This window comes from Micromonospora sp. WMMD1274 (assembly GCF_049179035.1).
GTDB classification, from domain to species: domain Bacteria; phylum Actinomycetota; class Actinomycetes; order Mycobacteriales; family Micromonosporaceae; genus Micromonospora; species Micromonospora tulbaghiae.
On the sequence record NZ_JBMHMG010000001.1, the window covers coordinates 3821226 to 3843840 of the forward strand.

Annotated in this window: 25 protein-coding genes and 2 pseudogenes; 5 read left to right on the forward strand and 22 right to left on the reverse strand. The window is 70.1% G+C overall.

What is annotated here, in order from left to right:
- Window positions 1–205: 205 nt before the first annotated feature.
- The 9 genes and pseudogenes from ACN27D_RS18095 to ACN27D_RS18135 form a co-directional block, all read right to left on the reverse strand.
- Window positions 206–763 carry a copper resistance CopC family protein gene (locus tag ACN27D_RS18095; RefSeq protein ID WP_358171397.1) on the reverse strand — a complete coding sequence of 186 codons (558 nt, stop codon included), beginning with the start codon at window positions 761–763 and terminating at the stop codon, window positions 206–208.
- A 26-nt stretch (window positions 764–789) separates the two neighbouring features.
- Window positions 790–2022, reverse strand: coding sequence for a Dyp-type peroxidase (locus tag ACN27D_RS18100; protein WP_421499581.1), 1233 nt, complete (start codon window positions 2020–2022; stop codon window positions 790–792).
- Window positions 2019–2606, reverse strand: coding sequence for a copper chaperone PCu(A)C (locus ACN27D_RS18105; RefSeq protein WP_421499582.1), 588 nt, complete (start codon window positions 2604–2606; stop codon window positions 2019–2021). Before ACN27D_RS18105 ends, ACN27D_RS18100 begins: the two co-directional genes overlap by 4 nt.
- Window positions 2607–2693: 87 nt before the next feature.
- On the reverse strand, window positions 2694–3446 hold the full coding sequence (locus ACN27D_RS18110; protein WP_120571874.1) for a zf-HC2 domain-containing protein: 753 nt from the start codon (window positions 3444–3446) through the stop codon (window positions 2694–2696).
- Between the two features lie 78 nt (window positions 3447–3524).
- On the reverse strand, window positions 3525–4085 hold the full coding sequence (locus ACN27D_RS18115; protein WP_421499583.1) for a sigma-70 family RNA polymerase sigma factor: 561 nt from the start codon (window positions 4083–4085) through the stop codon (window positions 3525–3527).
- Window positions 4086–4311: 226 nt separating this feature from the next.
- A pseudogene (locus ACN27D_RS18120) lies at window positions 4312–4966 on the reverse strand (nucleotidyl transferase AbiEii/AbiGii toxin family protein).
- Between the two features lie 2 nt (window positions 4967–4968).
- Entirely contained in the window at window positions 4969–5535 is a 567-nt protein-coding gene (locus ACN27D_RS18125) for a hypothetical protein (RefSeq protein WP_358171276.1), read from the reverse strand.
- A gap of 384 nt (window positions 5536–5919) precedes the next feature.
- Window positions 5920–6708: an ABC transporter permease subunit gene (locus ACN27D_RS18130; protein WP_421499584.1), complete on the reverse strand. Its 789-nt coding sequence runs from the start codon at window positions 6706–6708 to the stop codon at window positions 5920–5922.
- Window positions 6701–7615 carry an ABC transporter ATP-binding protein gene (locus tag ACN27D_RS18135; protein ID WP_358171280.1) on the reverse strand — a complete coding sequence of 305 codons (915 nt, stop codon included), beginning with the start codon at window positions 7613–7615 and terminating at the stop codon, window positions 6701–6703. The genes ACN27D_RS18130 and ACN27D_RS18135 overlap by 8 nt, the downstream gene beginning before the upstream one ends.
- A gap of 81 nt (window positions 7616–7696) precedes the next feature.
- Here ACN27D_RS18135 and ACN27D_RS18140 point away from each other — a divergent pair, with 81 nt between their 5' ends.
- Entirely contained in the window at window positions 7697–8149 is a 453-nt protein-coding gene (locus ACN27D_RS18140; protein WP_421499585.1) for a GbsR/MarR family transcriptional regulator, read from the forward strand.
- A gap of 249 nt (window positions 8150–8398) precedes the next feature.
- On the opposite strand, the gene ACN27D_RS18145 is transcribed toward ACN27D_RS18140, so the two are convergent.
- The 3 genes from ACN27D_RS18145 to ACN27D_RS18155 all read right to left on the reverse strand — a co-directional run bounded on the left by ACN27D_RS18145 (window position 8399) and on the right by ACN27D_RS18155 (window position 10263).
- Window positions 8399–8959: a hypothetical protein gene (locus ACN27D_RS18145; protein ID WP_358171284.1), complete on the reverse strand. Its 561-nt coding sequence runs from the start codon at window positions 8957–8959 to the stop codon at window positions 8399–8401.
- Between the two features lie 63 nt (window positions 8960–9022).
- On the reverse strand, window positions 9023–9199 hold the full coding sequence (locus tag ACN27D_RS18150) for a hypothetical protein (protein WP_358171402.1): 177 nt from the start codon (window positions 9197–9199) through the stop codon (window positions 9023–9025).
- Between the two features lie 230 nt (window positions 9200–9429).
- Window positions 9430–10263 (reverse strand): SAM-dependent methyltransferase, encoded by an 834-nt coding sequence (locus tag ACN27D_RS18155; protein WP_358171285.1) that lies wholly within the window; start codon window positions 10261–10263, stop codon window positions 9430–9432.
- Between the two features lie 455 nt (window positions 10264–10718).
- On the opposite strand from ACN27D_RS18155, the pseudogene ACN27D_RS18160 reads away from it, so the two are divergent.
- Window positions 10719–11432, forward strand: a pseudogene (locus tag ACN27D_RS18160) (S-adenosylmethionine synthetase N-terminal domain-containing protein); the annotation flags it as partial.
- A 285-nt stretch (window positions 11433–11717) separates the two neighbouring features.
- Window positions 11718–12044: a methionine adenosyltransferase domain-containing protein gene (locus ACN27D_RS18165; RefSeq protein ID WP_421501169.1), complete on the forward strand. Its 327-nt coding sequence runs from the start codon at window positions 11718–11720 to the stop codon at window positions 12042–12044.
- Here the strand turns inward: ACN27D_RS18165 and ACN27D_RS18170 are convergent.
- The 8 genes from ACN27D_RS18170 to ACN27D_RS18205 all read right to left on the reverse strand — a co-directional run bounded on the left by ACN27D_RS18170 (window position 12008) and on the right by ACN27D_RS18205 (window position 19663).
- Complete coding sequence (locus ACN27D_RS18170; RefSeq protein ID WP_358171286.1) at window positions 12008–12352, reverse strand: antibiotic biosynthesis monooxygenase family protein; 345 nt, start codon at window positions 12350–12352, stop codon at window positions 12008–12010. The genes ACN27D_RS18165 and ACN27D_RS18170 overlap by 37 nt on opposite strands.
- Entirely contained in the window at window positions 12349–12600 is a 252-nt protein-coding gene (locus ACN27D_RS18175) for an acyl carrier protein (protein WP_358171287.1), read from the reverse strand. The genes ACN27D_RS18170 and ACN27D_RS18175 overlap by 4 nt, the downstream gene beginning before the upstream one ends.
- 96 nt (window positions 12601–12696) lie before the next feature.
- The gene (locus ACN27D_RS18180) at window positions 12697–13692 is read right to left on the reverse strand and encodes a Gfo/Idh/MocA family protein (protein WP_358171289.1); all 996 of its coding nucleotides are present in this window, start codon (window positions 13690–13692) and stop codon (window positions 12697–12699) included.
- Window positions 13689–15062: an NDP-hexose 2,3-dehydratase family protein gene (locus ACN27D_RS18185; RefSeq protein ID WP_421499586.1), complete on the reverse strand. Its 1374-nt coding sequence runs from the start codon at window positions 15060–15062 to the stop codon at window positions 13689–13691. The genes ACN27D_RS18180 and ACN27D_RS18185 overlap by 4 nt, the downstream gene beginning before the upstream one ends.
- 40 nt (window positions 15063–15102) lie before the next feature.
- Window positions 15103–15840: an SDR family oxidoreductase gene (locus ACN27D_RS18190; protein WP_358171292.1), complete on the reverse strand. Its 738-nt coding sequence runs from the start codon at window positions 15838–15840 to the stop codon at window positions 15103–15105.
- 51 nt (window positions 15841–15891) lie between these two features.
- Entirely contained in the window at window positions 15892–17109 is a 1218-nt protein-coding gene (locus tag ACN27D_RS18195; protein WP_358171294.1) for a ketosynthase chain-length factor, read from the reverse strand.
- Window positions 17106–18407: a beta-ketoacyl-[acyl-carrier-protein] synthase family protein gene (locus tag ACN27D_RS18200; protein WP_358171296.1), complete on the reverse strand. Its 1302-nt coding sequence runs from the start codon at window positions 18405–18407 to the stop codon at window positions 17106–17108. The genes ACN27D_RS18195 and ACN27D_RS18200 overlap by 4 nt, the downstream gene beginning before the upstream one ends.
- 8 nt (window positions 18408–18415) lie before the next feature.
- The gene (locus ACN27D_RS18205) at window positions 18416–19663 is read right to left on the reverse strand and encodes a cytochrome P450 (protein WP_358171298.1); all 1248 of its coding nucleotides are present in this window, start codon (window positions 19661–19663) and stop codon (window positions 18416–18418) included.
- A 197-nt stretch (window positions 19664–19860) separates the two neighbouring features.
- Between ACN27D_RS18205 and ACN27D_RS18210 the strand changes: the two genes are divergently transcribed.
- Together ACN27D_RS18210 and ACN27D_RS18215 are read left to right on the forward strand one after the other, a co-directional pair.
- Window positions 19861–20301 carry an anthrone oxygenase family protein gene (locus ACN27D_RS18210; protein WP_421501170.1) on the forward strand — a complete coding sequence of 147 codons (441 nt, stop codon included), beginning with the start codon at window positions 19861–19863 and terminating at the stop codon, window positions 20299–20301.
- Between the two features lie 68 nt (window positions 20302–20369).
- Window positions 20370–20792: a hypothetical protein gene (locus ACN27D_RS18215; protein ID WP_358171302.1), complete on the forward strand. Its 423-nt coding sequence runs from the start codon at window positions 20370–20372 to the stop codon at window positions 20790–20792.
- A 55-nt stretch (window positions 20793–20847) separates the two neighbouring features.
- On the opposite strand, the gene ACN27D_RS18220 is transcribed toward ACN27D_RS18215, so the two are convergent.
- Both ACN27D_RS18220 and ACN27D_RS18225 read right to left on the reverse strand, forming a co-directional pair.
- Window positions 20848–21690: a class I SAM-dependent methyltransferase gene (locus ACN27D_RS18220; RefSeq protein ID WP_358171304.1), complete on the reverse strand. Its 843-nt coding sequence runs from the start codon at window positions 21688–21690 to the stop codon at window positions 20848–20850.
- A 28-nt stretch (window positions 21691–21718) separates the two neighbouring features.
- On the reverse strand, window positions 21719–22495 hold the full coding sequence (locus tag ACN27D_RS18225; protein WP_358171305.1) for an AfsR/SARP family transcriptional regulator: 777 nt from the start codon (window positions 22493–22495) through the stop codon (window positions 21719–21721).
- Between the last annotated feature and the right edge of the window lie 120 nt (window positions 22496–22615).

A 22615-nucleotide genomic window follows, 5' to 3' on the forward strand; every position in this document is an offset into this window, starting at 1 on the left:
GCCGGCCGGCGACTGTTTCCCGGCTGCCCGGCCCGGCGGTGGCAGGCCCCGCGGCGACCGATCCGAGGCCGGTCGTTCCGGCCGCACCGGGGACGGCGGTGCCGGACGGGCGGGGGGAGCCGGGTGTCGGGGACGGCGACGCGGGCTGACGCACGGTGTGGACCTGGTTTCGGATCGGGGCGCCGGACGGGCCGGCGTCATGGGCTCAGGATGAGCGGCGGCGGCGGAACAGCAGCAGGGCCGCACCGGCCACCGCCACGACGGCGACCCCGCCGGCGGCCAGGAGGACCGACGGTGGCCCGTCGTCACCGCTCCCGCTGTTGGCCACCGGGCTGGCCGGTCCGCTGCTGCCGGTTACCGTCGCTGGCGGTGGGGGCGACGCCGCGGAGGCGGTCGGGTCGGCCACGGTGAACCGGTACGAGCCCTGTACCGGGTGGCCGTCGGCGGAGACCACCCGGTAGGCGACGGTGTAGGTGCCGTTGGCCAGCGGTTGGTCGATGGCGATCGTGCCCGTGGCGCCGTCGACGGCCGGCGGGCCGGTCGGCACCTTCCGCCGGCCGGCGTCGCTGAGCACGATGGTGGTGAACTGCGGGTCGAGCCGCTGCAGGAAGTGCAGTGTCACCGAGGTCGGTGCGGTGGGCACCCGGGCGTCCTGGGCCGGTGTGGCCGACCGCAGCGAGTTGTGCGCGGAGGCGGGCGTGGCCGGGACCAGCAGCAGCGCGGTGAGCAGCGCGGCGAGGGCCGCGGTGATACGGGTCCGCATCGAGCACGGGTCCTTCCGGGCGGCGGTCATCCGAGCACCTGCTGGCCGATCCAGCCGCCGTCGGGGCAGCCGGGCGGGATCGCGAAGACGGCGGAGCCGATCGGGGTGGTCCACTCGTTGAGCAGGTCCCGTTCGGCGAGCCGGCGCTGGATGGGCAGGAACTGGCGGGCGATGTCGGCCTGGTAGGAGGCGAAGACGAGGCCGCTGTCCGCGTTCCCCTCGGCGGTTGGCGCGCCGTCGTAGTTGTAGGGCCGGCGCAGGATCTTCTGCCGGTTGTCGGTGACGCGGGCCCGGGTCAGGTGCGAGAAGTCGGGGATGACGGTGAGTCCGTCCGGGCCGAGCGCGGCGAAGTCCGGCTCGTCGTGTTCGGCCCGGCCGGTCAGCGGCGCGCCGGTGTCCAGTCGCCGTCCGACGGCGAGTTCCCGGTCGGTGCGGCCCAGCAGGTCCCAGGTCTCCAGGTTCATGCTGATCCGCCGCACTACGAGGGTGGTGGAGTCGCGCAGCCAGTCCGGTCCGTCGGTCACCCACACGGCGGTGTCGGCGGGCGTGCCGGGCTTCGGGTTGGCGGTGCCGTCGAGCTGCCCGAACAGGTTGCGCTGGGTACGTCCCGGCTCGGCGCCGGCCGCCCGGCGGAAGCCCTGCTGCACCCACCGTACTGCGGCGAACGGGCGGCTGTCCTTGACCAGGACGCGCTGGGCGTGGGCGACGGTGAGCGGGTCGTCGGCGCAGATCTGCAGCAGCAGGTCCCCGCCGGACCAGCGCGGTTGCAGCCGGTCGACGCGAAACGCCGGCAGGTCGGCCACCGACGGCGGACGGCGCTCGGCGCGGCCGGCGGCGGTGTAGAGGCCAGGACCGAACCCGAAGGTGACGGTCAGCCGGGCGGGTAGCAGCCCGAGTTCCGGCTCGGTGTCGGCCAGCGCCGGGCGGCCCTGGGTGAGCCGGGCCGCGTCGTCGGAGAGCAGCCGCAGCATCCGCCCGAGCGCCGCCCGGTCGGTGCCGGGGCGCAGCGTGAACGCGACGAACGCCGCGTGTGCCTGCGGGTCGGTGGTGACGCCGGACTGCCGGGTGCCGTGGAACGACTCGACCGCGCCGCCCACCTTAGCCACCGGGACGGCGTCGTCGGGGCGTACCCCAGGATCGTTGCGACGGGCGGCGGCGATCGCGGCGCCGCCAGCGAGTGTGCCCCCGACGGCGACGGCGCCGCCGGTGAGCAGGCCACGCCTGCTCACCGGGCGGCCCGTGGAGGAGCCCTCGGTCATGAGGCCGGGCTCATGCTCATCTCCGGCATCGGGGAGTCGCCGTGCCCGGGCGCGTAGGACTCCTCGGCGCCGGTGAACGGCTTCGCCACCGCGGTGAACGTCTGGGTCCGGCCGTCGGCGAAGGTGAGCGTGACGCTCAGCTCGTCACCAGCCTTCACCGGCTTGGCGAGGTTCATCAGCATCAGGTGGTCGCCGCCGGGCTCCAGCGTCGCGCGGGAGTGCGCCTTGACCACGATGCCGCCCTGCTTGGGCTGCATGACCATCTTCCCGTCCTTCATGGTCATCTCGTGCAGCTCCATCGGCGACACCTCGGTCGACGCCGCGGTGATGGTCACGTCGGCGTCGCCGTCGTTGACCAGCGTGCCGAACGCGGCGGTCATGCCCTTGTCGGCGGCCTTGACCCACGGGTCACGGACCCCCAGCACCCCGGCAGCCGGGCTGGCCGACGTCGCGGAGGTGACCGTCGGCGTAGCGGTGGTGCCCTCTCCCGTGGACCCGCATCCCGCTGCGGCGACGGCCACAACGGCGGCGGTGGTGAGGAGGACGGCCGGGCGCAGCCGGCGAACGGACATGGAGTTGGGCATCAAAGGTCCTCTCGGTGGAACGGTGTCGGTTCGGCCGAGCGTGAGGCTCCGCACCAGCGGAGACCCACACACTCGGCAGGTAGGTGGTCAGGCCGCGGTACGGCCACGGTGGTGGGCCGTTCCGGGGTGCGGCGGTGGCAGCAGTCGCAGGGCCGGGGCGGAAGCCTCGTCCTCGGTGGGGATCCGCCAGCGCGGCCCGTCCGGCCGCGAACGCAAGGAGGGGTCACCGGGACGCAGCCGGGCCCGGGACATGGCGATGACGATCGCGTAGCCGGCCAGGAGGAAGGCGTGGCTGACCAGCCGGGAGGGATCGACCCGGCCGGTCGCCAGGTCGTTGACCGACAGCAGCACCAGCGTGGCGACGAACGCGCTCAACATCGGCACCAGCCCCGTCGGCGGCGTCCGCCGGGCCGCCACGAACAGGAAACCCGCGCCGACGGCCACGTTCCACGCCGCCGCCTCGTGCCACAGGTGCCCCGACGCCAACGGACCCGCCGCGTGCACGTGCGGGCCGGACGCGCCCTGGCCGACCTGCACCAGACCCAACACCACCTGTGCCGCGCCGATCAGCCCGAGCGCCACCCGCAGCGAGGCCGTCAGCCGCTCGCGCCACGCTCGTCCCGGCCGGGCGGGCAGCGCGCCGAGTACCAGGTCGGTGAGGTCGGGACCGGCGACGTGCACCGACATCCGCGCCCGCCGGGTGACCGCCGCCGCACGGTCCAGCCACACCCGGCAACCGTCACAGCCGGCCAGGTGCTCCTCGGCCCCGCCGCGTTCCTCGGGCGACTCCTGCCCGTCCAACTGCGCCGACAGCGCCTCACGCCACTGGTCACACCCCATACACCGGTAGTCGGTCCCCGCGGGGCAGCGGTTCCCGCGAGTTCAGATGTCGGCGCAGGTCACACCACTACGGTCGGCTTAGCCGGCGGTCGAATCGCCCTTGCGCCCGACCCGGGGGTCGCTCATCGCCGCGACGAGATCCTCACGAGCCCGCGCTACCCGCGACCGGATCGTGCCCACCGGGCAGCCGCACACCTCGGCGGCCTCGACGTACGACAGGCCCAGCACCTGCGTGGCGACGAAGGCCTCCCGCCGCTCCGCCGGCAACCCGGCGATCAGCCGCTGCACCACCACCTGCCGGTCGAACTCGCCCCGCACCGTGTCCGCCACCTCGCACCCGCCCGGCAGCGGCACCGTAGGCGGCCGCGACGTCGCCGTCCGGACATGATCCACCGCGACCCGACGGGCGATCGACAACAACCACGTCCGCGCCGAGGACCGCCCCGCGAACGACGGCAACGACCGCACCGCCCGCAGGAACGTCTCCTGCGCCAGATCCTCCGCCTCACCCTCGGAGATCAACGCGGCCAGAAACCGGCGCACCTGATCCTGCGTGGCGGCGACGAACCGGGCGGCAGCCCTCCGATCGCCCCGCCCCGCGGCCAGCGCCCACGCGGTGACCTCCGCGTCGTCCACCATCGGATACCTCCGGCCGAGCCGACCCGAACGGCAGCACGACACGTTGTAGTAGTGACTGAGTGGCAGCGTACCGTAGGCGACGGTGCCTGCGATCCGCCCATCGGTACGGAGCCGGCCGCGACGGATCAACGTGACGCTCGGTCGACCGCCTCTGCCACACGAGCCCACCCAGGATCGCCACCGGGCATCACCCCCACGTCAACGCTGCCGCGATTTGGGAGCCGACTCATCCTCGGCGCTTCTTCTCGTCGAGTAGTTCGCGGCGCCATTCGGCGAATTGGCTCCGGAGATCGTCCAGCGCTCGGCCGGTGACGCCGTACTGGGCGAGGTCGTCAGGGTCGAGCTGGGTGGCTTGTCCGAGGGCGTCGGCGAAGATGCGCGGGTCGAAGCCACGGTCGGCGCGCTGGGCGAGAGGTGAGGAGGGTTTCGCGGGTGTAGCGGCCGGATCGGAGGGTGGCGTCGATGTCGATGAAGTCGCGGGCGAACGCTCGTCCGTAGAGGGCGCTCATCTTGTTAGCGACCGCGTCGTCGGGGTGGAGGACGGGTCCGATGGCCATGAGGATCGGTTCGTTGGCGCGCCAGTCCACGCCGAGTTCGACCTTGGCGACCCGTGCGCCGTCGGTGACGGCCAGCCGGGCGAACGTGTCGTAGTGCCGCTCAGTCTCGACGGTGAGGCCGTCGTCCCGGCAGGCGTGCACGACGGCGTTGACCGCGGCGGTGAACTCGCTGCGGCGGTCCCAGGCGGTGAACAGGTCGACGTCCTCACTGGCCCGCTCGACGAGCCCAGCGGCCTGGACTGCGTAACCGCCGGCCAGCGCGAAGCCGTATCGGTCAGCCGCCGCGAGCCCGGTACGGGCGAGGCGTTCGTGGAAGGGGTCCACCGCTACGCCGCGTCGCTGCGGGTGGCGGCGAGTTCGGGGAAGGCGTCCTCCCAGCGCTGACGGAGCTGGGGTGGCAGCCAGAGGGTGGGCCAGAGCCGCCGGAGGAGGCCGGCGTCGAGCCAGGTGTGCAGATCCTCGACGGTAGCGGCTTCGGTGAGCACCACCTTGTACATGCTGGCCAGGCGCGCGGTCCGGTTCAGGTTGTACTCGGCTTGCCCTGACCAGTCGAGATGACGCGGAAGCGTCACCGTGCCGCAGGTCGGGCCGCGCAGTTCGGTGAGAGTCGCGGCCACCACGTAGGGCTTCCGGTCGCCGTAGGGCCGGTAGTCCGCCGGCGGCTGGGGTGACGTCCTGCGTCGGCTGAGATTGGTCGCCCGCCGGACCTCCGGTCGTAGCGCCTGGCGGATCGTCTCCCGGCTGTACCCGGCGACCCGCTGCAGATCCACCGGCCGCCATCCGGCCGCGTGAAACGCCCGCAGCTGCTCGTCCCGCTCGGTCAACGCGGCGGCTCGCGTCGCCTCATACCGGGAGACAACCGCCTGCAACTCATCCTCGGAGAATCGGCCCACGGCCGCTAGCCCGCCAGGCTAGGCCCAGCACGCTTGGCCTCTGGCGGCACCCTCTTTGCCGGAGTCATAAACCTGAGCCGGCTGCGGCGAGCAGGCTGCGCTGGGCTGGGTCAGCTGTAGTGCTACCGAGAGTGGAACCTGACGGCGCAACGGTCATAAGAGAGTGTGAGCGAGAGGGCGGAGATGATCCGGACCGACGACGGCGAGCTGTGGCAGTCGGGCACGCCAGGGGGAGGCCGAGTGCCTCGGTGTGCCGTTCGACCGACACGGTGGGGCGGTCCGGGCGTTCTGTGCTCGCCGGACCGGCTCGATCGACGCCGCCGACGATCTGGTCTCCATCGTGTTCCTGTAGGCGTGGCGTCGGCGGGGTGAGGGCAATCGGGTTCAACTGGTCAGGTCGCGGCGGTTGAATGCCGCTACTGCGACGGTCAGCAGGACCGCTGTGGTGGCGGTCAGGATGGTCAGGTCGGCCCACTGGAAGCCGTTACGCAAGGGTTCTCCGCCGATGTAGTAGTGGAAGGGGGAAACGTAGCGCAGGACGTCGGCGCCTATATGGGTGGCGAGGGTGCTGGCGGCGTAGGTGAGGACGGCGATGCCTGCGGCGGCGGCCAGGGCGGCGGCTCGGCTGCCGGTGGCCGCGCCGACCGTGATGGCGATTGTCCCGAAGATGATGATCAGCAGGGCCAGGGCGAGACTCTGGGCGGTGAACTGGCCGACCGTGATGCTGTCGAGTTGTGCGCCGGGCCGGACGGCCAGCATGGCCAGCAGGACCACCGCCGCGATGAGGATGGCGCCGGCGGTGAGCGCGGCGAAGCGGTGCAGTAGCAGGCGGGTGCGGCTGATCGGGTGGGCGAGGAACAAGCCGAGGTAGCCGGCTTCCTCGTCGCCGGCGATGGCGCGGGTGCCGGTGGTGATGCCGAAGATGACGGCGACCAGGGGCACGATGATGCCGAAGACGCTGGAGCCGAGATAGCCGGCGGCGGAGGAGAGGTCTTCCATCCGTAGCGCCTCGCGGAGCGCGGGGGAGAAGCCTTGGACGGCTTGTCCCATCGCGCCGTCGGCTACCTGGGGGTAGAAGCCGGCGTACATCGCTGCGAGCAGGGCGGTTCCGGCGGTGAAACCGGCCAGGGCCCGCCGGCCGTCCCACAACGTCTTGGTCAGCAGGTTAGACATGCGTGGTCTCCTTGCTCGCGGCGTCGGCCTGGTAGTAGGCGAGGAACAGTTGTTCCAGGTCGGGTTCGGTGGCGCGGAGGCTTGCGACCCGCTGCTGGGCGAGTACGCGGATGAGCCCGTCGGGGCTGCCGGTGAGGTGGAACCTTGCGGTCGGGCCGTCGATGGTCAGGCCGGTCACCTCCGGCAGGGCGGCGAGTGCGGTTTCGTCGATCGGGTCGGCGAAGGTGACCTGGAATTCGTGCACGCTGTGGGCGCGGAGTCGAGCCACCGCATCATCCGCGACGAGATGGCCGTCGCGGATGATGCCGACCCGATCGGCGACCGCCTCGACCTCGCTCATGATGTGCGACGACATGAACACGGTCTGCCCGTCGGCTCTGGCTTCGCGGACCAGGTCAAGGAAGGTCTGCTGCACCAGGGGGTCCAGCCCGGATGTCGGCTCGTCGAGGATCAACAGCTCGGGGCGGTGCATGAATGCCTGCACCAGGCCGATCTTCTGCCGGTTGCCCTTGGACAGGGTCTTGATTCGTGCCGTCAGATCCAGTTCCAGCCGCCCGGCCAGCTCGCCGATGCGGGCCTTCGGTACGCCTCCACGTAGGTCAGCCAGGAACGTCAGGCACTCACCGACGTGCTGGCGGGGGTTGACCACGAACTCGCCTGCGAGGTAACCGATGCGCCGGCGCAGCGCCACCGCGTCGCGGCGCGGGTCGTGCCCGAACACCAGCGCGCGTCCGCTGGTCGGTCGGATCAGGTCCAGCAGCACGCGGATGGTGGTCGACTTGCCGGCCCCGTTCGGACCCAGGTAGCCGAACACCTCACCCTCGGCGACGGTCAGATCGAGGTCCCGCAGGCCCCTGCGGCGGCCGTACGTCTTGGTCAGCTTCTCCAGCTGGATCACATAAGCCATAGCTCGCAGAGTATCGAATATTCAAAGATCTTTGAAGACTGCGAGATGTTAGGGTTTGGTTGGGCCGAGTAGGGGGCACAGATGGCGTTGAGTGATCCGGCGGAGAAGCTCGCACTGACCCTCACCGAGGGCGGACTGCAACGGATGACGGCGCGAGTGCTGGCGGCGTTGCTGTTCACCGAGCAGGAGACGATGACCGCTGGCGAGATCGCGGGCACCCTGGCCATCAGTTCCGGCAGCGTGTCCACCGCCATCAAGTCCCTCACCACCGTCGGGTTGATCGAACGAGTGCCCGCCCCGGGCAGTCGCCGTGAGCACTTCCGGCTGCGCGAGGGCGCGTGGGCCACCCTCATGTCCGGCCACAACGCGATGATCAGAACCATGCGCGAAGCCGCCGAAGAGGGCATCACCGTCACAGGCGAAGGCAGCCTCGCCGCAGCCCGCCTCGCCGAGATGCGCGACTTCTACGATTACCTCTGGCGCAAACTACCGGCGCTCATCGACAGGTGGCGGGACAACAAGGGCGATCAGTAGGCCTCTACTGCGCACGTGGATGTGTCCAAACCCCGCGGGCGGCTCCATCGGCTACCTATGGTGGCGCGCGTGGGGGCATCACGCGGCTGCGGGCCGTGACCGTTACCGTCGGTTGCGCGGGTTCAATGTGCTCGTCGGTCTCGAGCTGGCCGCCGAGGGGTCAGGTTCGTCGACCCGTCTACCGTCCGGCTACCGACCAATAACCAGAGGTGCGCGAACCTTCGGACCGGCTCGGTCCTGGTTGGGTCGTCACTCCCGGACGAGCCCCGGTGGCAGCGCGTCCTCGTCGGTTCGGACCTGGCGGGCGTTGACCACGGGGTCGCGCTCCAGGGTGTGGATCAGTGGTGCCGGGCCGCCGACGCAGGTCCAGGTGTCGTCCCAGAGCGCGGAGACTAGCCATGACCGGTCGGCGGGGAAGAACAGGTCGGGTAGGGCGCCGTGAGGGTGGCGGATGTGCCCACCGGTGCGCCAGGTGAGGGCCTGCTCGGGGCCGGCCTGGACCAGCACGTACGGCCAGTTCCAGTAAAGGAACACCCGCGGGGCGTGCGGGAAGACGAGGTCGTGGGCGCCGGTGTCGAGGTAGGCGAGCCACCAGGGCTGGTCAGGAGTGTGCGTGGTGAGGTCCTCGATCAGGGCGTGCTCGTAGGCGGCGGCGGTGACCTGGTCGGTCTGGTACGTGGTGGCGTAGGCGTCGAAGACCGGTGGGATGGCGGTGGTGATCGTGACGCCGGCAGTGGTGTACCCGGCGATCCAGCTCACGTCGGCGGCGGTGCCGATGCGCCAGTCCCGCTCGTCCTTGTTGACCTGCACATCGCTATTCAAGCCGCTGCAGCGACGGTTGGCGTGAGGACCAGTTGATCAGTTCCGACAGCGTCAGGTCAGCGGGATCTGCCGCATCGTGGTTCGGGTGGCTGCGTAGATGAAGGGTGGCGGCTCGGCGAGGCAGCGCTCGATATCACGCCAGCGACTCACCACGACCTCCAACTGGCCGGAGACGCTCCCCCCGTCGGCGGCTGTGAGAGCGACCATCTTGGCCCGCTGCTCTCGCACGGCAGCGATTTCTAGCGGGTGCTCCTGGATGTGGCGGTCCCGGGTGATGATCAGCCAGCCGCGGCCCGCGACCTCGTGCTCAAGGATCGCATCGAGGTCGACCTGCCCGGCCGGCCGCCGACCACGATCGGCTGACCGGCCGTGTTCGAAGGCCGCAGCGACACATCGCTGCGGCTTTGCCGAACCCGGAGGAACGTTCGGGTGGGTAAGCCCCCAGTCCTGCCGTTTGACTACGCGGGCTTGCGGCCCACGGCGACCAGGTAGCCGATCTCGGGTGTCTCGGCTAGCGAGGCATAGGCGGCCTCGATACCGGCGACGATGTCGGTGCCGGTGGTCGCACCCAGGTCCTCCTTCTTCGTACGCAGCGTGCTGAGGAAGAAGTCCGACGTACTGGTCATCGTCTCGTCGGTGACGTCGATTACCTCCGTCGGCTCCAGTCCGGCCTTGCGCAGCAGAGCGGGGTAGTCGTCGAAGGTCACCAGGGAGCGCACGCCGAAATTGTCGAGGCACGCGTCGTACTGCTTCCGCCGATCCGGGGTGATCGTCAGGCGCTGAAAGGGCTCGGCAATGGCGATCCGCGAGCCCGGACGCATGAATCCGGTGGCGCGCGCCAGAGCGGTGGCCCGGTCGGGCATGAACATGATGGACTCGAAGAACCAGGCAGCGTCGAAGCTCTCCGCCGGGAACGACATCTCCATGGCATCGACGCAGAGAAAATTGGCCTGCTCCGACAGTCCGGTGCGCTCGGCGTTCTCCGTCGCCCGCCGGACCTGTTCGGCGCTGACCGTGACGCCTTGGACGTGTGCGCCGGTCGACTGGGCCAGCAGCAGGGCAGGGCCGCCGATGCCACACCCCACGTCTAGCACGCGGTTTCCCTTGCCGACCCTGATCTTCTGGATCATCAGCGCGGTGAAGTGATCGTTGGCTGCCTCCATGGTGGTGGTCTCGGCGTCGGGCCAGTAGCCCACGTGCATGCCGTGCCCGGAGATCTCCGGCCACACATCCGCGGTCTGGTCGAAGAACTGGCCCACCGCGGTGCCTGTGGCGAATACGTTCGATCCCACTAGCTGTCCTCCTCGGTCGCTCGACGCAGGAGATCCGCGTCCAGGACTGCCATCGCTCATGCGCAGTCCATGTCCGCTTGCCACGGTGCTGGGCTCGTCTCGCATGCCGTTGTAGAACCGCTGGAGCCCGGGCCACCGCCGGCGCGAGCCAGCCTCGAGCCGGATTCAACGATCCGGGGTAACGCTCGGCGGGCAGCGTCGCGAGGAGGATCCGATGCCCGCCAAGAGTGCGCCGTCGTGGGGCGGGCGGGTCGCCGCCTGGCTGTGGCAGGCTCTGTCCTACCTCGGCGCGGCGCTGGCCTGCATGGATGTCGAGTACATGACCGCGAACGCGTACCCCGCCGGGCCGGCCCCCGAACGGGGTCGACCGGCGGCCCCGCCCTCGATGCCGGAGGAGCCCGGGGGACGGCGCTCGCGCAAGCCTCCGCACCGCGTCAGATACCGAAGGGGTTCCCATGGCACGCCGCCTGTTCACCCCCGAGTCGGTCACCGAAGGCCACCCGGACAAGATCGCCGACCAGATCAGTGATGGGATTCTGGACGCTGCTGACGTATGACCCGCACAGCCGGGTGGCCGTGGAGACGATGATCACCACGGGCAGGTGCATGTCGCCGGGGAGATGAGCACCGCGGCCTACGTGGACATCCCGGGCATCGTGCGCGACGTGGTGCTCGGTATCGGGTACGACTCGTCGACCAAGGGCTTCGACGGGGCCTCCTGCGGGGTGAGCGTGTCGATCGGATCACAGTCGCCGGACATCGCTCGCGGCGTGGACAGCGCGATGGAGGTGCGGGCCGGCGACTCGGCCGACGTGCTGGACCGGCAAGGGGCCGGTGATCAGGGCATGATGTTCGGCTTCGCCTGCTCGGAGACACCGGAGCTGATGCCGCTGCCGATCGCGCCGGCACATCGCCTTGCGCGGCGCCTCGCGATCGTCCGCAAGAATCGCCTCGTGGACTATCTGCGGCCGGACGGCTAGACGCAGGTGACGATCGAGTACGACGGCGAGCGTCCCGTCCGGCTCGACACCGTAGTGGTGTCGTCGCAGCACGCGTCCGGCACCTCGCTGGAGAATCTGCTCACGCCTGAGATCCGTGAGCTGGTCATCCAGCGAGAGCTGGCCGGGTTCGACATCGAGACCGAGGGCTACCGGCTGCTGGTGAACCCGACCGGCCGGTTCGAGGTCGGTGGCCCGATGGGGGATGCTGGCCTGACCGGCCGGAAGATCATCGTAGGGCACCTACGGTGGGTACGCTCGGCACGGTGGTGGCGCGTTCTCCGGCAAGGATCCGTTGAAGGTCGATCGGTCCGAGGCGTACGCGATGCGCTGGGTGGCCCAGAACGTGGTCGCTGTCGGCCTGGCCGAGCGGTGCGAGACCCAGGTCGCGTACGCCATCGGGACGGCGTCTCCGGTGAGCCTGTCGGTCGATACGTTCGGCACCGAGCACGTACCATGGAGCGGATCGAGCGGGCGATCAGGGAGGGCTTCGATCTGCGGCCCGCAGCGTTCGTCCGTGACCTCGACCTGCTGCGGCCCATCTACCGGCAGACCGCGGCGTACGGGCATTTCGGACGGGAACTGCCCAGTGTGTTGTGGGAGGGCACCGAGCGGGCGCGGAACCTCAAGAGCGCCCACCGGAGCCTGAGGCCTCCGGACGGCCCCGCCGTCACCGGAGCGAATCAGCATACCGGCGGTGACGAACCGCAGCGGGCCGGGCGGTTGGCCCCGCCCGCCGCCGGTTCTCACGACGCACCGGTTGCGGTGTTGCTCAGGTGGTAGACGGATTCCATGGTGACCATCGATCCGGCAACTCGGTACGGGTGCAGGTGCGCCCGGTGCTCCACGTGCTGCGGGCTGTTCTCGAAGCGCCGGAAACTCGCCTCATCGATCCAGTCGCTGACGATGTAGTAGACGTCGTCCTCGTCCTGGCTGCGCAGCAGCCACTGGGCCAGATTGCCGGGGTCGTCGGTGACCGCGCTGCCGACCCGCAGCCAGGTACGTTCGAACTCGTCGCGGGCCTCCGGCCGGATCACCATCCGCAGCAGGATGCGGAAGAACCGTCCGGCCGGCTGATCCTTCTCGGTCATCGGACCGTCGTCCCGTTCACGTGCTCCACGAAGGCGCGTGGGGTACGCAGTTCGACGATGATCTCGTCGGCCAGTTGGACGCCGAACTCGCGTTCCACCCGGGTACTGACCTCCAGCAGCGCCAGCGAGTCGTACCCGAGGTCGTCGAATGCGACGTCCAGTGCATCCTCGGTGAGCTCGGTTCCCTCCGGTTCGCCGCCCGCGGCGCGTAGGAGACGGAACATGTCGTCGGGGGTGAGCAGGGGCATGGGGGTACACCTCGGTTCGTCGGGGCTCCTGCGGCACGCAGTCGCCGTACGGTGATGGGGTGGTCGGTTGTCTAGGACCGTTGCCGCCAGCGGGGATCATGGAGGTCCGGTCCCGTACGGGACCGCCTGGGCAGCTGCGTTCTTGGTCTCTTCGATGAGGCGTGCCTGGGTCGCGATCGCCGGGTCCGCCGGGGTGCCCGCCATGACCGCCGCGCGGAACTGGGCGACCGCGTTGGCGTATTGGTCGTCCGCGGGCAGCCTCAGGCGTTCGCGGGCGTCGCGCCGGCGCAGCCAGACCCGTGGTGGTTCGTCGGCTGGTGTGGCGAAGGCGTGCTCCACCCGGATCGAGCCGGTGCTCCCGACGAACTGGTACGCCGCGAGGTAGCCGTGGTCGAGGCCGAAGGTCAGCTGTGCCGTCACCCCGTCCGGTCGGGTCAGCAACGCCGCGCCGCCGATGTCTACCCCGGTGGCCGGGTCGGACCGGAGTGTGGCGCCGGCGACGGCGAGCTGCGGCCCGAGCAGGTGCTGGGCGGCGCGTACCGGGTAGCCGGCCACGTCGAGCAGCGCCCCACCGCCGAGCCGGGGGTCGAGGCGGATGTCGCCGGCCGGCCGGCCGGGAATGGTGAAGGCCGCGGTGAAGGAGCGCGGTTCGCCGATCGCCCCGTCGCGGATCAGCCGGTGCACGTGCTCGTGCTGAGCGTGGTGGACGAACATGTAGTTTTCCTGGACGACCAGGCCGTTTGCCTGAGCCAGTTCCAGCACGCCGGTCGTCTCTCGCACGCTGGTGGTGAGCGGCTTCTCGGCCAGTACGTGTCTGCCGGCCTGCAGCGCCCGGATGATCCAATCGGCGTGCAGGGCGCTGGGCAGCGGCACGTACACGGCGTCGACGTCCGGGCGGCCCAGCAGGGTGTGGTAGTCGTGCACCGCGGTCGCGCCGAAGTGTGCCGCTGTCGCCTCGGCCTTGGCCAGGGTCCGACTGGCCACCGCGACTAGCTCGATGCCGGGCGTCCGCAGCACCGCCGGTAGCACGCGCCGCGTCGCCACATCTGCGCAGCCGATCACGCCCAGTCGGACGAGGCCCGGCGTGTTCACGGGCGGACACCCGGCCCTGCCAGGCCGAGCCCGTTGCCGGCCGTGACCCGTTCTTGGCGGGCCAGCCATCCGTGCAGGCAGGCCAGCAGGGAACGTGCTTCGACGCTGACGTGGCTGCCGTACCGGACGATCCCGGCGAGCTGCCGCACCGAGATCCAGATGAAGTCGTCCCCGGCCTGGGTCGGGAAATCGTCCGGTACGTCGACAAGCAGGTAGCGGTTCTGCGCGTGGTAGAACCGGCCACCCTCCTCGGAATGTCGGACGTCCACCTTGATCTGGGACGCCGGCGCGGCCAGCACGTAGTCGAGGAACCTGGGCCGCCGGGCCGGCGGTAGTCCGTCGTAGTTGGCGGGAGCGCAGTTCACCGTCGGAGAAATCTCGACGACGTCGGCGGTCCCGGCCTCGGTACGCACCTGGACCAGGACGTGGTAGGTGGTTCCTATCCATCGGCCCACGAACGCCACCACACCCTCGTGCAGTGGCGCCAGCATCGGTTGGGACCAGCGGCTGACCTCCCGATTGGTGGCTTCGACGTCGATGCCGACGACCCGGAAGTACATGTCCCGCTCGTGGGCAATCCGGTCGGGCGTCCGGGTCCAGTTGCGGACCGCGGCCAGCGGGAGGCGCCGCCGGTCGAGCAAATACCGGGTCTTGGCCTCGGTCAGCCAGCTGAGGATCTGCTCGGTGGGGTACAGCGCACCCTCGTCGTTGTGTACCCGCTGCGGGCCACTCGTCCCAGGTGGGGGCAGCCCGGCCAGCACCGTCCTGGAATCCATGTTGACGAGGTTCTCCACCAGCAGCAGGTCGTGCAGTTGCCGCAGGCTGAGCCAGCAGAAGTCGTCACCGACCGGCACGTCGCCGGTCACCTCGACGATCAGGTTGCGGTTGCGTTTGGCCAGGAACCAGGACCCCTGCTCCGACTGCAGTGCGTCGAACACCACGCGGCCGCGGCGTGGCGCGATGAACTCGTCCAGATAGGGGACCGCCTGCCCTTGGTGAACTCGCGAGTAGTTGCTGCGGGTCGCCTGCACGGTCGGCGAGAGTTGGACGGTGTTGATGTTGCCGGGTTCCATCTTCGCCTGCATCAGGCAGTGCGGCACACCGTCGAACTTTTTGACAAGGATGCCGAGGATGCCGATCTCCGGCTGCACGATGATCGGCTGCGACCAGGACTCCACCTCGCGATGGTCGGTGCGGACCTCAAGGCCTTCGACGGAGAAGAACTGCCCGGTGCGGTGGGCCAGGTTGCCGGTGTCCGCGTGGAAGTGCCAGCCGTCGAGGTCGTCCAGGGGGACGCGCGAGATGCGGCAGGCGTTGGCCCGCCGGCGGGCGGCGAACCATGCGTGGAACTCGGACAGGTCACCGAACACGGGGCCTCCAACCCGAGGGGGTGTGCATGCCGGGCAGCTCTCAGATCCCGCCGTCGACCTGCACGGTCTCGCCGGTGACGTAGCCGGCCAGGTCACTGGCGAGGAAGGCGACCACACCGGCGATCTCCTGCGGCCTGCCGAGCCGGCGCAGGGAGGTCATGCCCTCGTAGCGGGAGCGTTGCTCCGGGGCGAGCCGGTCGACCGCCGGTGACTCGATGACGCCCGGTGCCACCACGTTGATCCGGATGCCGCGCGGGCCGAGCTCCTTGCACAGGGTGCGGGTGAGGCCGATTAGCCCGGCCTTCGCCGCGGTGTAATGGGCCCGCGACGGTATGCCCACGGCGGCGACCTTCGAGCCGATGTTGACGATCGAAGCGCCCGGACCGAGCAGGGGCAGCATCCGCTGGACGACCAGGTACGCCGCGGTGAGATTGCCGTCCAGCACCCGGTGCCATTCGGCGGGTTCCAACTCGCCGAAAGGCACGTGGCTGATGGCTCCGGCGTTGTTCACCACCACGTCGAGCCCGCCCAGCCGGTCGTGACACTCCTCGGCCAGCCGGCTGACGTCCCCGGGCCGGGTCACGTCGGCCCGCAGTACGTGGTGGCCGTCGCCGAGGGCCTTGAGCTCCGCCGCCGTTTCGGCCGCGGCGTCCTCGTCGCTGTGGTAGCCGGCGATCACCCGCCCACCCGCCTCGGCCAAGCCGAGCGTGATCGCGCGTCCAATGCCCTTTGTCCCGCCGGTGACCAGTACGCGGCGGCCGTTGAGGTCGAGTTTCACGTGTCCTCCAGACTTGTCGGAAATGGCGGAGCGGGGCCCCGCCACCAGTCGCTACGGCACCGCCTGCAGCACCAGAGCCGAGTTGAATCCGCCGTAACCCCGGGCGAGCACGAGCGCGGTGCGTACGGCGGCCGGTCGCGGCCGGTCGCGGACGAGATCCAGCCGCAGATCGGGGTCGGGACGCCGGATGTTGATCGACGGCGGGATGAGGCCGTCGCGGATGGCGAGCAGGGCCGCCGCGACATCGAGCGCGGCCCCACCGGAGTAGAGCCGCCCTACCGCGGTCTTCGGCACGGTCACCGGGACGCCACCCGGCCCGAACGTGTCGGTCAGCTCCGACGCCTCCTGCCGGTCCAGCTCCAGGACACCGGCGCCGTCGGCGAAGACCACATCCACGTCGGCGGGCGTGACACCGGCGTCGTCCAGCGCGGTTTGCAGGGCCCGTCCGAGCGCGGGCGGGCGTCCGGAGCCGGGCGCGGGGTCGAAGGTGGCCGCGTAGCCGCTGATACGGCCGTAGATCCGGGGCGCGCCTCGCTCGCGGGCCTCGTCGAGATCTTCGACGATGAACATGGCGCCGCCCTCGCCGGGCACGTGTCCCGTGCCGCCGACGTCGAACGGGAGGTAGGCGCCAGCCGGGTCGTCGGCAGTGCTGAGCCGGCCGCTCGCCAGCTGGCAGACCACGCCGTACGGGCTCAGCGCCGAGTCGGTGCCCCCGCACACGACCACGCGCGCGTCATCTGTCAGGGCCCGCCGCGCGAAGTGCAGGCTGTCCAGCCCTCCGGCGCCTTCGCTGACCACCACGTCGCAGCAGCCGCGCATGCCATACCGGATCGACACCTGCCCGGTGGTCGCGGCGTAGAACCAGGCGATGGACTGGTAGGCACCGACGAACTTGGGACCGTGGGCCCACAGCTGCTGGATCTCGCGCTGGCCGAACTCGACGCCGCCGGCGGAGCTCGCTGTCACCACGGACAGCTCGTACTCGGGTACGGTCGCCGGCTCGAGTTCGGCGTCGGCGAGTGCCAGGTCGGTCGCGGTCAGTCCCTGCTGGGTCCAGATGTCGGTCTGCGGGAGCAGCCTAGAGGGCACTCGGTCACGGGGCTCGAACCCCGGAAGTTGGCCTGCGACGCGTACTGGATAGGGGTTGGGGATGAAGCGCGAGAGGGGGGTGATGCCCAGCTCGCCGCGCAGTGTCGCGGACCAGTAGTCCTGGTGACCGAGGCCGGTGGGTGCCAGCACCCCGATGCCCGTGATGACGGCCTGGGTCATCGGGTTCTCCCGTCCGCGCGCAATAGCACGGCGCTCTGGAACCCGCCGAAGCCGCTGCCCACGCTGAGTACTGTCCGGACCGGCTGCTGCCGGGCGATATAGGGCACGTAGTCCAGATCGCATTCGGGGTCGGGGTGATCGAGGTTGGCCGTCGGCGGCACCGCGCCCCGGTCGATGGCCAGTGCGCACGCGGCGAGTTCGATCGATCCGATGGCACCGAGAGAGTGGCCGACCATGGATTTGATCGAGCTAACCGGGATACGGTAGGCGTGGTCGCCGAGAGCGGCCTTGAACGCTGCGGTCTCGTGCCGGTCGTTCTGCCTGGTGCCGGAACCGTGGGCGTTGATGTAGTCGACGGCAGTGGGGTTCAGCCGAGCCCGGTCCAATGCCACCTGGATGGCCTCGGCCATCTCCCGGCCATCGGGCCTGAGGCCGGTCATGTGGTAGGCGTTGGCTCGGCTGGCGTAGCCGGCGACTCTCGCGTACACGTGCGCGCCGCGGTGACGGGCATGCTCTTCGTCCTCCAGCACCAGGACGGCGGCGCCCTCGCCGAGAACGAACCCGTGCCGGTGCAGGTCGAACGGCCGGCTGGCGTGCGCGGGATCGTCGTTGTCCGGCGAGGTCGCCTTGATCGCGTCGAAGCAGGCGACCGTGATCGGTGAGATGGGGGCGTCGGAGGCACCAGCGAGTACGACGTCGGCGGTGCCGTCCTCGATCAGCCGGGCGCCGTGCCGGACGGAGTCCAGCCCCGAGGTGCAGCCGTTCGAGATCAACGCGACCGGGCCTTCCGCACCGGCCTCCAGGGCGACCTCCGCCGCGATGCTGCTCGGCACCAGATACGAGTGCAGCTGGGGCACGGCGGCCGTGTGGTCGACGAGCCAGTGCCGGCCGTCCGCGCTGACCTTGACGTACTCCTGCTCCAGACCGGTGGTGCAGCCGACGGCGCTGCCGATGCTGACCGCCGTGCGGGCCGGGTCGGCGACCGGCCGGGTGGCCCCCGCATCCGCCATGGCCTCACGGGCGCAGGCGATAGCGAACAGAGCCGCCCGGTCGGTGCGAGCCGCCCGCCCGGCGTCGATGCCGTGCTCGGCCGGGTCGAAGTCGCACTCCGCCGCGATGCGGGAGCGGAACGGCGCCGGATCGAAGCTGGTGATGGTGCGTGTGGCCGTACGCCCGTCGGTGAGCATCTGCCAGAAGCCCTCCCGGCTCGAGGAACCAGCGGCCAGCACCCCGATCCCGGTGATCACGACGTGCCGGCGGCGCGGGTCCGGAGAGCGGGGAACGCGTGGGCCGAGCATGGTTCTCCTCACGGGTAACCGATTCCCCAGGAGACGGGCAGTTTCCGGATGATCACGTGCAGGCCGGGCAGGTACCGGATCTCGTCGGTGGCGAGCCGTATCCCGGGCAGCCGCCGCGTCAGCGACAGCAGGGCGGTCCGGAAGATGCTGCGGCCCAGCGCGGCTCCGACACAGGAGCGGGATCCGTGGCCGTACCCGAAGTGCTCGGTCGAGGGCCTGCTGATGTCCAGCTCGTCGGCGCGCTCGAAGACCGACTCGTCGCGGTTGGCGGACTGGTACGCCACCATCAGCTCGGTGCCAGGCGGCAGGTCGACCCCGCCCACGGTGACGTTCTTCGTGGTGCGCCGCATCAGGCCGCGCAGCGGCATGTCGAAGCGGGCCAGCTCCTCGATGGCGCGATCGGCCAGTTCGGGCCGCTGGCACAGCAGCTCCCACTGGTCGCGCCGGTGCAGCAGTTGGTAGATCCCGGTGCCGACCATCGCGGTGGTGGTGAAGTGGCCGGCAGCGATCAGCCCGGTCATCGCGTTGACCAGCGCCTTGCGTTCGGCGACGGTGAGTGGTCTGCTGCCGGGAGCCATGGCGGCGACCAGTTCGCTGAACAGGTCGTTGCGCGGTTCGGCGCGGCGGCGCTGGGCGTAGCTGTCGAGCAGCCGCTGGTAGTCCACGACCCGCCGGGCTTTGGACACCTGCAGATTGACCGGGAGCTGAGCGGCCACCGAATGCAGCTCCATGAAGTCGTAGGTTCCCTGGACGAAGGCGTCGAGGTCGTTCGCTTCGATGCCGAAGACCGGCGCCTTGACGCGAACCGGGAGTTGCCGGGCGAACTCGGCCATCAATTCGGCGTGCCCACGGTCGGCGAACTGGCCCACCAGGTGGTCCACCTGCTCCTCGATGAAGTCGCGCATGCCGTCGACGGCCTCGTCGGAGAAGGCCCGCAGGATCGGTGAGCGCGCTCGCTTGCGGGCCTCGTCGACCGCGTCCTCCCGGATCGCGACAGGAACCTCGGCGAACGTCTTCGCCAGCTCGGTGTAGGCCTCGGGCGAAAGCACCGCCAGTGAGTCGGGGACAGTGGCCAGCGAGAACGCCTTGGGATTGCCGAGCACGTCACGCACGTCGGCGTAGCGGGTCACCACCCAGGCGTCCAGAGCGGGCGAGTAGAAGACCGGCTGCTGGGTGCGCGCCCGCTTGTACAGGGGATACATGTCCTGCGCGGTAAAGGGGACGAACTCGTCACCCAACTGTGTCCGTGTGTCCACCCGATCAACCTCCCTGTTGGGTGCCGGCCCACCGGTCCGACAGGTAGAGGTCAGCACAGCGGTCTCGAGGATCCGTCGAGGCCAGATGCATCCGGAGACCACGGGCGCCCTCCAGCCGGCCTGTACGGGCCCTCGAGAGGGCACCGGCACGGTGAAACCGGCCGTCCGGTGGAGAGAGGTGCTTGATGGTGGCGGAGATGTTGACGGTGGTGGCTGTCACCGGTGCCGGGTTGACGGCAGGGGTGCTCTTCTGCGTGGCGATCAGCCTGGTTCCCGGTTTCTTCGCCCTGCCGGCGTCGGGTTACGTCGAGGCGCACAAACTGTACGGGCGCTATTTCGACCGGATCATGCCGCCGATCGTGGTGACCACCACGGTGCTGACCGTGATGCTGGCCGTGCGCGACCAGCCCGGCGGTTCCAGGCCGCTGTTCATCGTGGCGGCGCTGTCGTTGCTCGGCGTTTCCCTGGTGTCCCAGTTCGGCAATGTGCCGATCAACCGGGCAGTGAAGCGTCTCACCGCGGACCGGGTGACGTACGACTGGCAGGACCCGCGGCCGGTGTGGCGCACCTGGCATCTGCTGCGGACCGCGTTGGCCCTGCTCGCACTCGTGCTGCTGGCGCTCGCCGGCGCGAGCTGACCAAGCCCGGTGCACGATTGGATGGGGCGGGTGGCCGGTCTCCGCCGCCGAGGAATATCGTGTGCGTTATGCACGCATCCAATGAAGCGAGACCGAACCTGCTGGACGTGGTCGAGGGCTGGCACCGCGCTGTCAACGATGGTGACTCCGAGCGCCTGCTCGCTCTCGCCAGCCCCGACATCGAGATGGTCGGGCCACGGTCCGTCAGCCGGGGACACGGAGTGCTGGCGGACTGGCTGTCCCGGGCTGGGCTTTCCTACGTGCCGGTCCGGTGGTTCTCCGACCGCGTCGAGCGGGTCGTGGTGGAGGAACGAGTGACGTGGCGCGACGTCGACACCGGCGAACTGGTGGACGAGAAGCTCGTCGCCTCCCGGTTCGTGCTGGCCGGGGGAGTGGTCACCCGCTATGCGCGCCACGATGACGTCGCCTCCGCGCTGGAGGCCGCCGGCCTGGGTGAGGGCGACGAGGTGGCGGCTCCGACGGCACGGTGAACCGGCTGCCGGTACTCGCGACGACTCGCGGGTACCGGCAGCCGGAATCGGTTCCTCAGCTGGGCCGGCGGGCCGTCACGAAGCGGACCGGGACCGGGAGCGTCACCGTGCCGGGGCCGCGGGCGACCGCCTGAACCGCCTGCGCCACCCGCGCCCGGACTCCTGCGTGCTGCGCCGGCGGGATGCGCTCCCAGGCGGCGCGTAGACCTGTGGACATCGACCAGTCCGCCCACTGGCCACCGTCGGCGAGCGTCATCGAGAAGACGTCCTCCTCGACCCGGACGCCCTCGAATCCACGAGCGGTGAGGGCACCGATCGTGCTCTCCACGGTGCTGGACCAGCTGGCAGTCCCGCGCTCCCGCGGGTTCGGCCCGGCTGGGAAGTGCGGCTCCAGCACGGCGAAGGCGGCGGCTGGTACGAACGGCGGCAGCCCTTTGTCGTCGACGAGGTCGGTGAAACAGAACCGCCCTCCTGGCCTGAGCACCGTCAGGTAGGCCGTCAGCGAGTCCGGCGCGAGTGGCATGTGCATGATGCTGAAGCCGGCGAGCACGACGTCGAAGCTGTCGCGAGGGAACCGCGGACGTTCCCCGTCCATGACCTCGAGCGTCACGTTCGTCAGGCCGCGCCGCTGTGCCTCGTCCGCGGTCAGCCGGACCATCTCGGCGGAGATGTCGATGCCGGTGACCGTGCCTCCCGGCCCGACGCGGTCGCGCGCCGGGAAGAGGCAGGAGCCGCGGCCGCAGCCGACATCGAGGATGTGCTCGCCCGGTTCGGGCGCCGCGATCTCGACCAGCCGGCGCCCGAGGGGGGTGAAGAACGGCACGCCGGACTGGTCGAACTCGGCGGCGGCCTGGTCGAAGACGGTTCCGATGGCGTGCTTGTGGCTGGTGACGTTCATGTCGCCTCCGGTGGCCGTGTCCGGGCGGTCATACGGCATCGGCGCGGCCCGGGACCACCGAGTCGCGCGGCCTGGAGGCCGGGGTGTCGCCGAGCAGTGAGCGTACGTCAGGCGGGGTGTCCGAGGTGGCACGCAGCACAGCCTGCTGGGTGTGCTGGATGGACCAGGACGGTTCCAGGCCGAGATCATGGATGAGCACCGATCGCAGCCGCTGGTAGACGTCGAGCGCGTCGGAACGGCGTCCGGAGAGGCAGAGTGCCGACATCAGATGCGAGTGCAGCCCCTCGTGCAGCGGATGCTTCGCGGTCAAGGCGGTCAGCTCGCTCACCAGCTCCCGGTGCCGGCCGAGCCGCAGGTCAACCTCCACGCACCATTCGAGGGTGGTGAGCCGGACCTCCTCCAGTTCGATGGCGTGGACCTTCAGCCGTGGGCCAAGGTGAACGCTGGCGAATGCCTCACCGCGCCATAGGTTGAGCGCCTTGCGGAACAGGGCCGACGCGACCGCCAGTTGGCCCTGTTCCACAGCCCTGCGGCCCTCGCGGACCAAGCGGCGGAAATCCAGCAGGTCCGACTGGCCGGGTCCGAGTCGCAGCACGTAGCTGAGCGGCTGGGTCATCAATATCTCCCGGGCGTGGACCGGTTCCGCCGACTCCTCGGCGAGTCGGGTCAGCATCTTGCGCAGCTGGAAGATGTATGTCTGCAGGGTCGTCAGCGCGCTTGCCGGCGGCTCGTCCTCCCACAGCTCCTCGATGAGGGTGCCGGTCGACACCGTGGCATTCGCATCGGCCAATAGCAGGGCGAGCACGGTACGCGGTTTCGCTGCGGTTAATTGCGAGGGAACTTCGCTGCCCCGTATTTCCAATGGTCCAAGTACCTGGAAATGCACAATTTCCTCCCGCGATTCTGCTTATGGGATGCCCGGCTG

Excerpts from the sequence above, each read along its gene's own strand:
- ACN27D_RS18100 (WP_421499581.1), bottom strand. The coding sequence starts at position 2,022 with ATGACCGAGGGCTCCTCCACGGGCCGCCCGGTGAGCAGGCGTGGCCTG.
- ACN27D_RS18220 (WP_358171304.1), bottom strand. The coding sequence starts at position 21,690 with ATGAACGTCACCAGCCACAAGCACGCCATCGGAACCGTCTTCGACCAG.
- ACN27D_RS18105 (WP_421499582.1), bottom strand. The coding sequence starts at position 2,606 with ATGCCCAACTCCATGTCCGTTCGCCGGCTGCGCCCGGCCGTCCTCCTC.
- ACN27D_RS18210 (WP_421501170.1), top strand. The coding sequence starts at position 19,861 with ATGTTGACGGTGGTGGCTGTCACCGGTGCCGGGTTGACGGCAGGGGTG.
- ACN27D_RS18130 (WP_421499584.1), bottom strand. The coding sequence starts at position 6,708 with ATGTCTAACCTGCTGACCAAGACGTTGTGGGACGGCCGGCGGGCCCTG.
- ACN27D_RS18140 (WP_421499585.1), top strand. The coding sequence starts at position 7,697 with ATGGCGTTGAGTGATCCGGCGGAGAAGCTCGCACTGACCCTCACCGAG.
- ACN27D_RS18110 (WP_120571874.1), bottom strand. The coding sequence starts at position 3,446 with ATGGGGTGTGACCAGTGGCGTGAGGCGCTGTCGGCGCAGTTGGACGGG.
- ACN27D_RS18200 (WP_358171296.1), bottom strand. The coding sequence starts at position 18,407 with ATGCTCGGCCCACGCGTTCCCCGCTCTCCGGACCCGCGCCGCCGGCAC.
- ACN27D_RS18165 (WP_421501169.1), top strand. The coding sequence starts at position 11,718 with ATGGAGCGGATCGAGCGGGCGATCAGGGAGGGCTTCGATCTGCGGCCC.
- ACN27D_RS18095 (WP_358171397.1), bottom strand. The coding sequence starts at position 763 with ATGCGGACCCGTATCACCGCGGCCCTCGCCGCGCTGCTCACCGCGCTG.
- ACN27D_RS18170 (WP_358171286.1), bottom strand. The coding sequence starts at position 12,352 with ATGACCGAGAAGGATCAGCCGGCCGGACGGTTCTTCCGCATCCTGCTG.
- ACN27D_RS18135 (WP_358171280.1), bottom strand. The coding sequence starts at position 7,615 with ATGGCTTATGTGATCCAGCTGGAGAAGCTGACCAAGACGTACGGCCGC.
- ACN27D_RS18115 (WP_421499583.1), bottom strand. The coding sequence starts at position 4,085 with ATGGTGGACGACGCGGAGGTCACCGCGTGGGCGCTGGCCGCGGGGCGG.
- ACN27D_RS18215 (WP_358171302.1), top strand. The coding sequence starts at position 20,370 with ATGCACGCATCCAATGAAGCGAGACCGAACCTGCTGGACGTGGTCGAG.
- ACN27D_RS18175 (WP_358171287.1), bottom strand. The coding sequence starts at position 12,600 with ATGCCCCTGCTCACCCCCGACGACATGTTCCGTCTCCTACGCGCCGCG.
- ACN27D_RS18195 (WP_358171294.1), bottom strand. The coding sequence starts at position 17,109 with ATGACCCAGGCCGTCATCACGGGCATCGGGGTGCTGGCACCCACCGGC.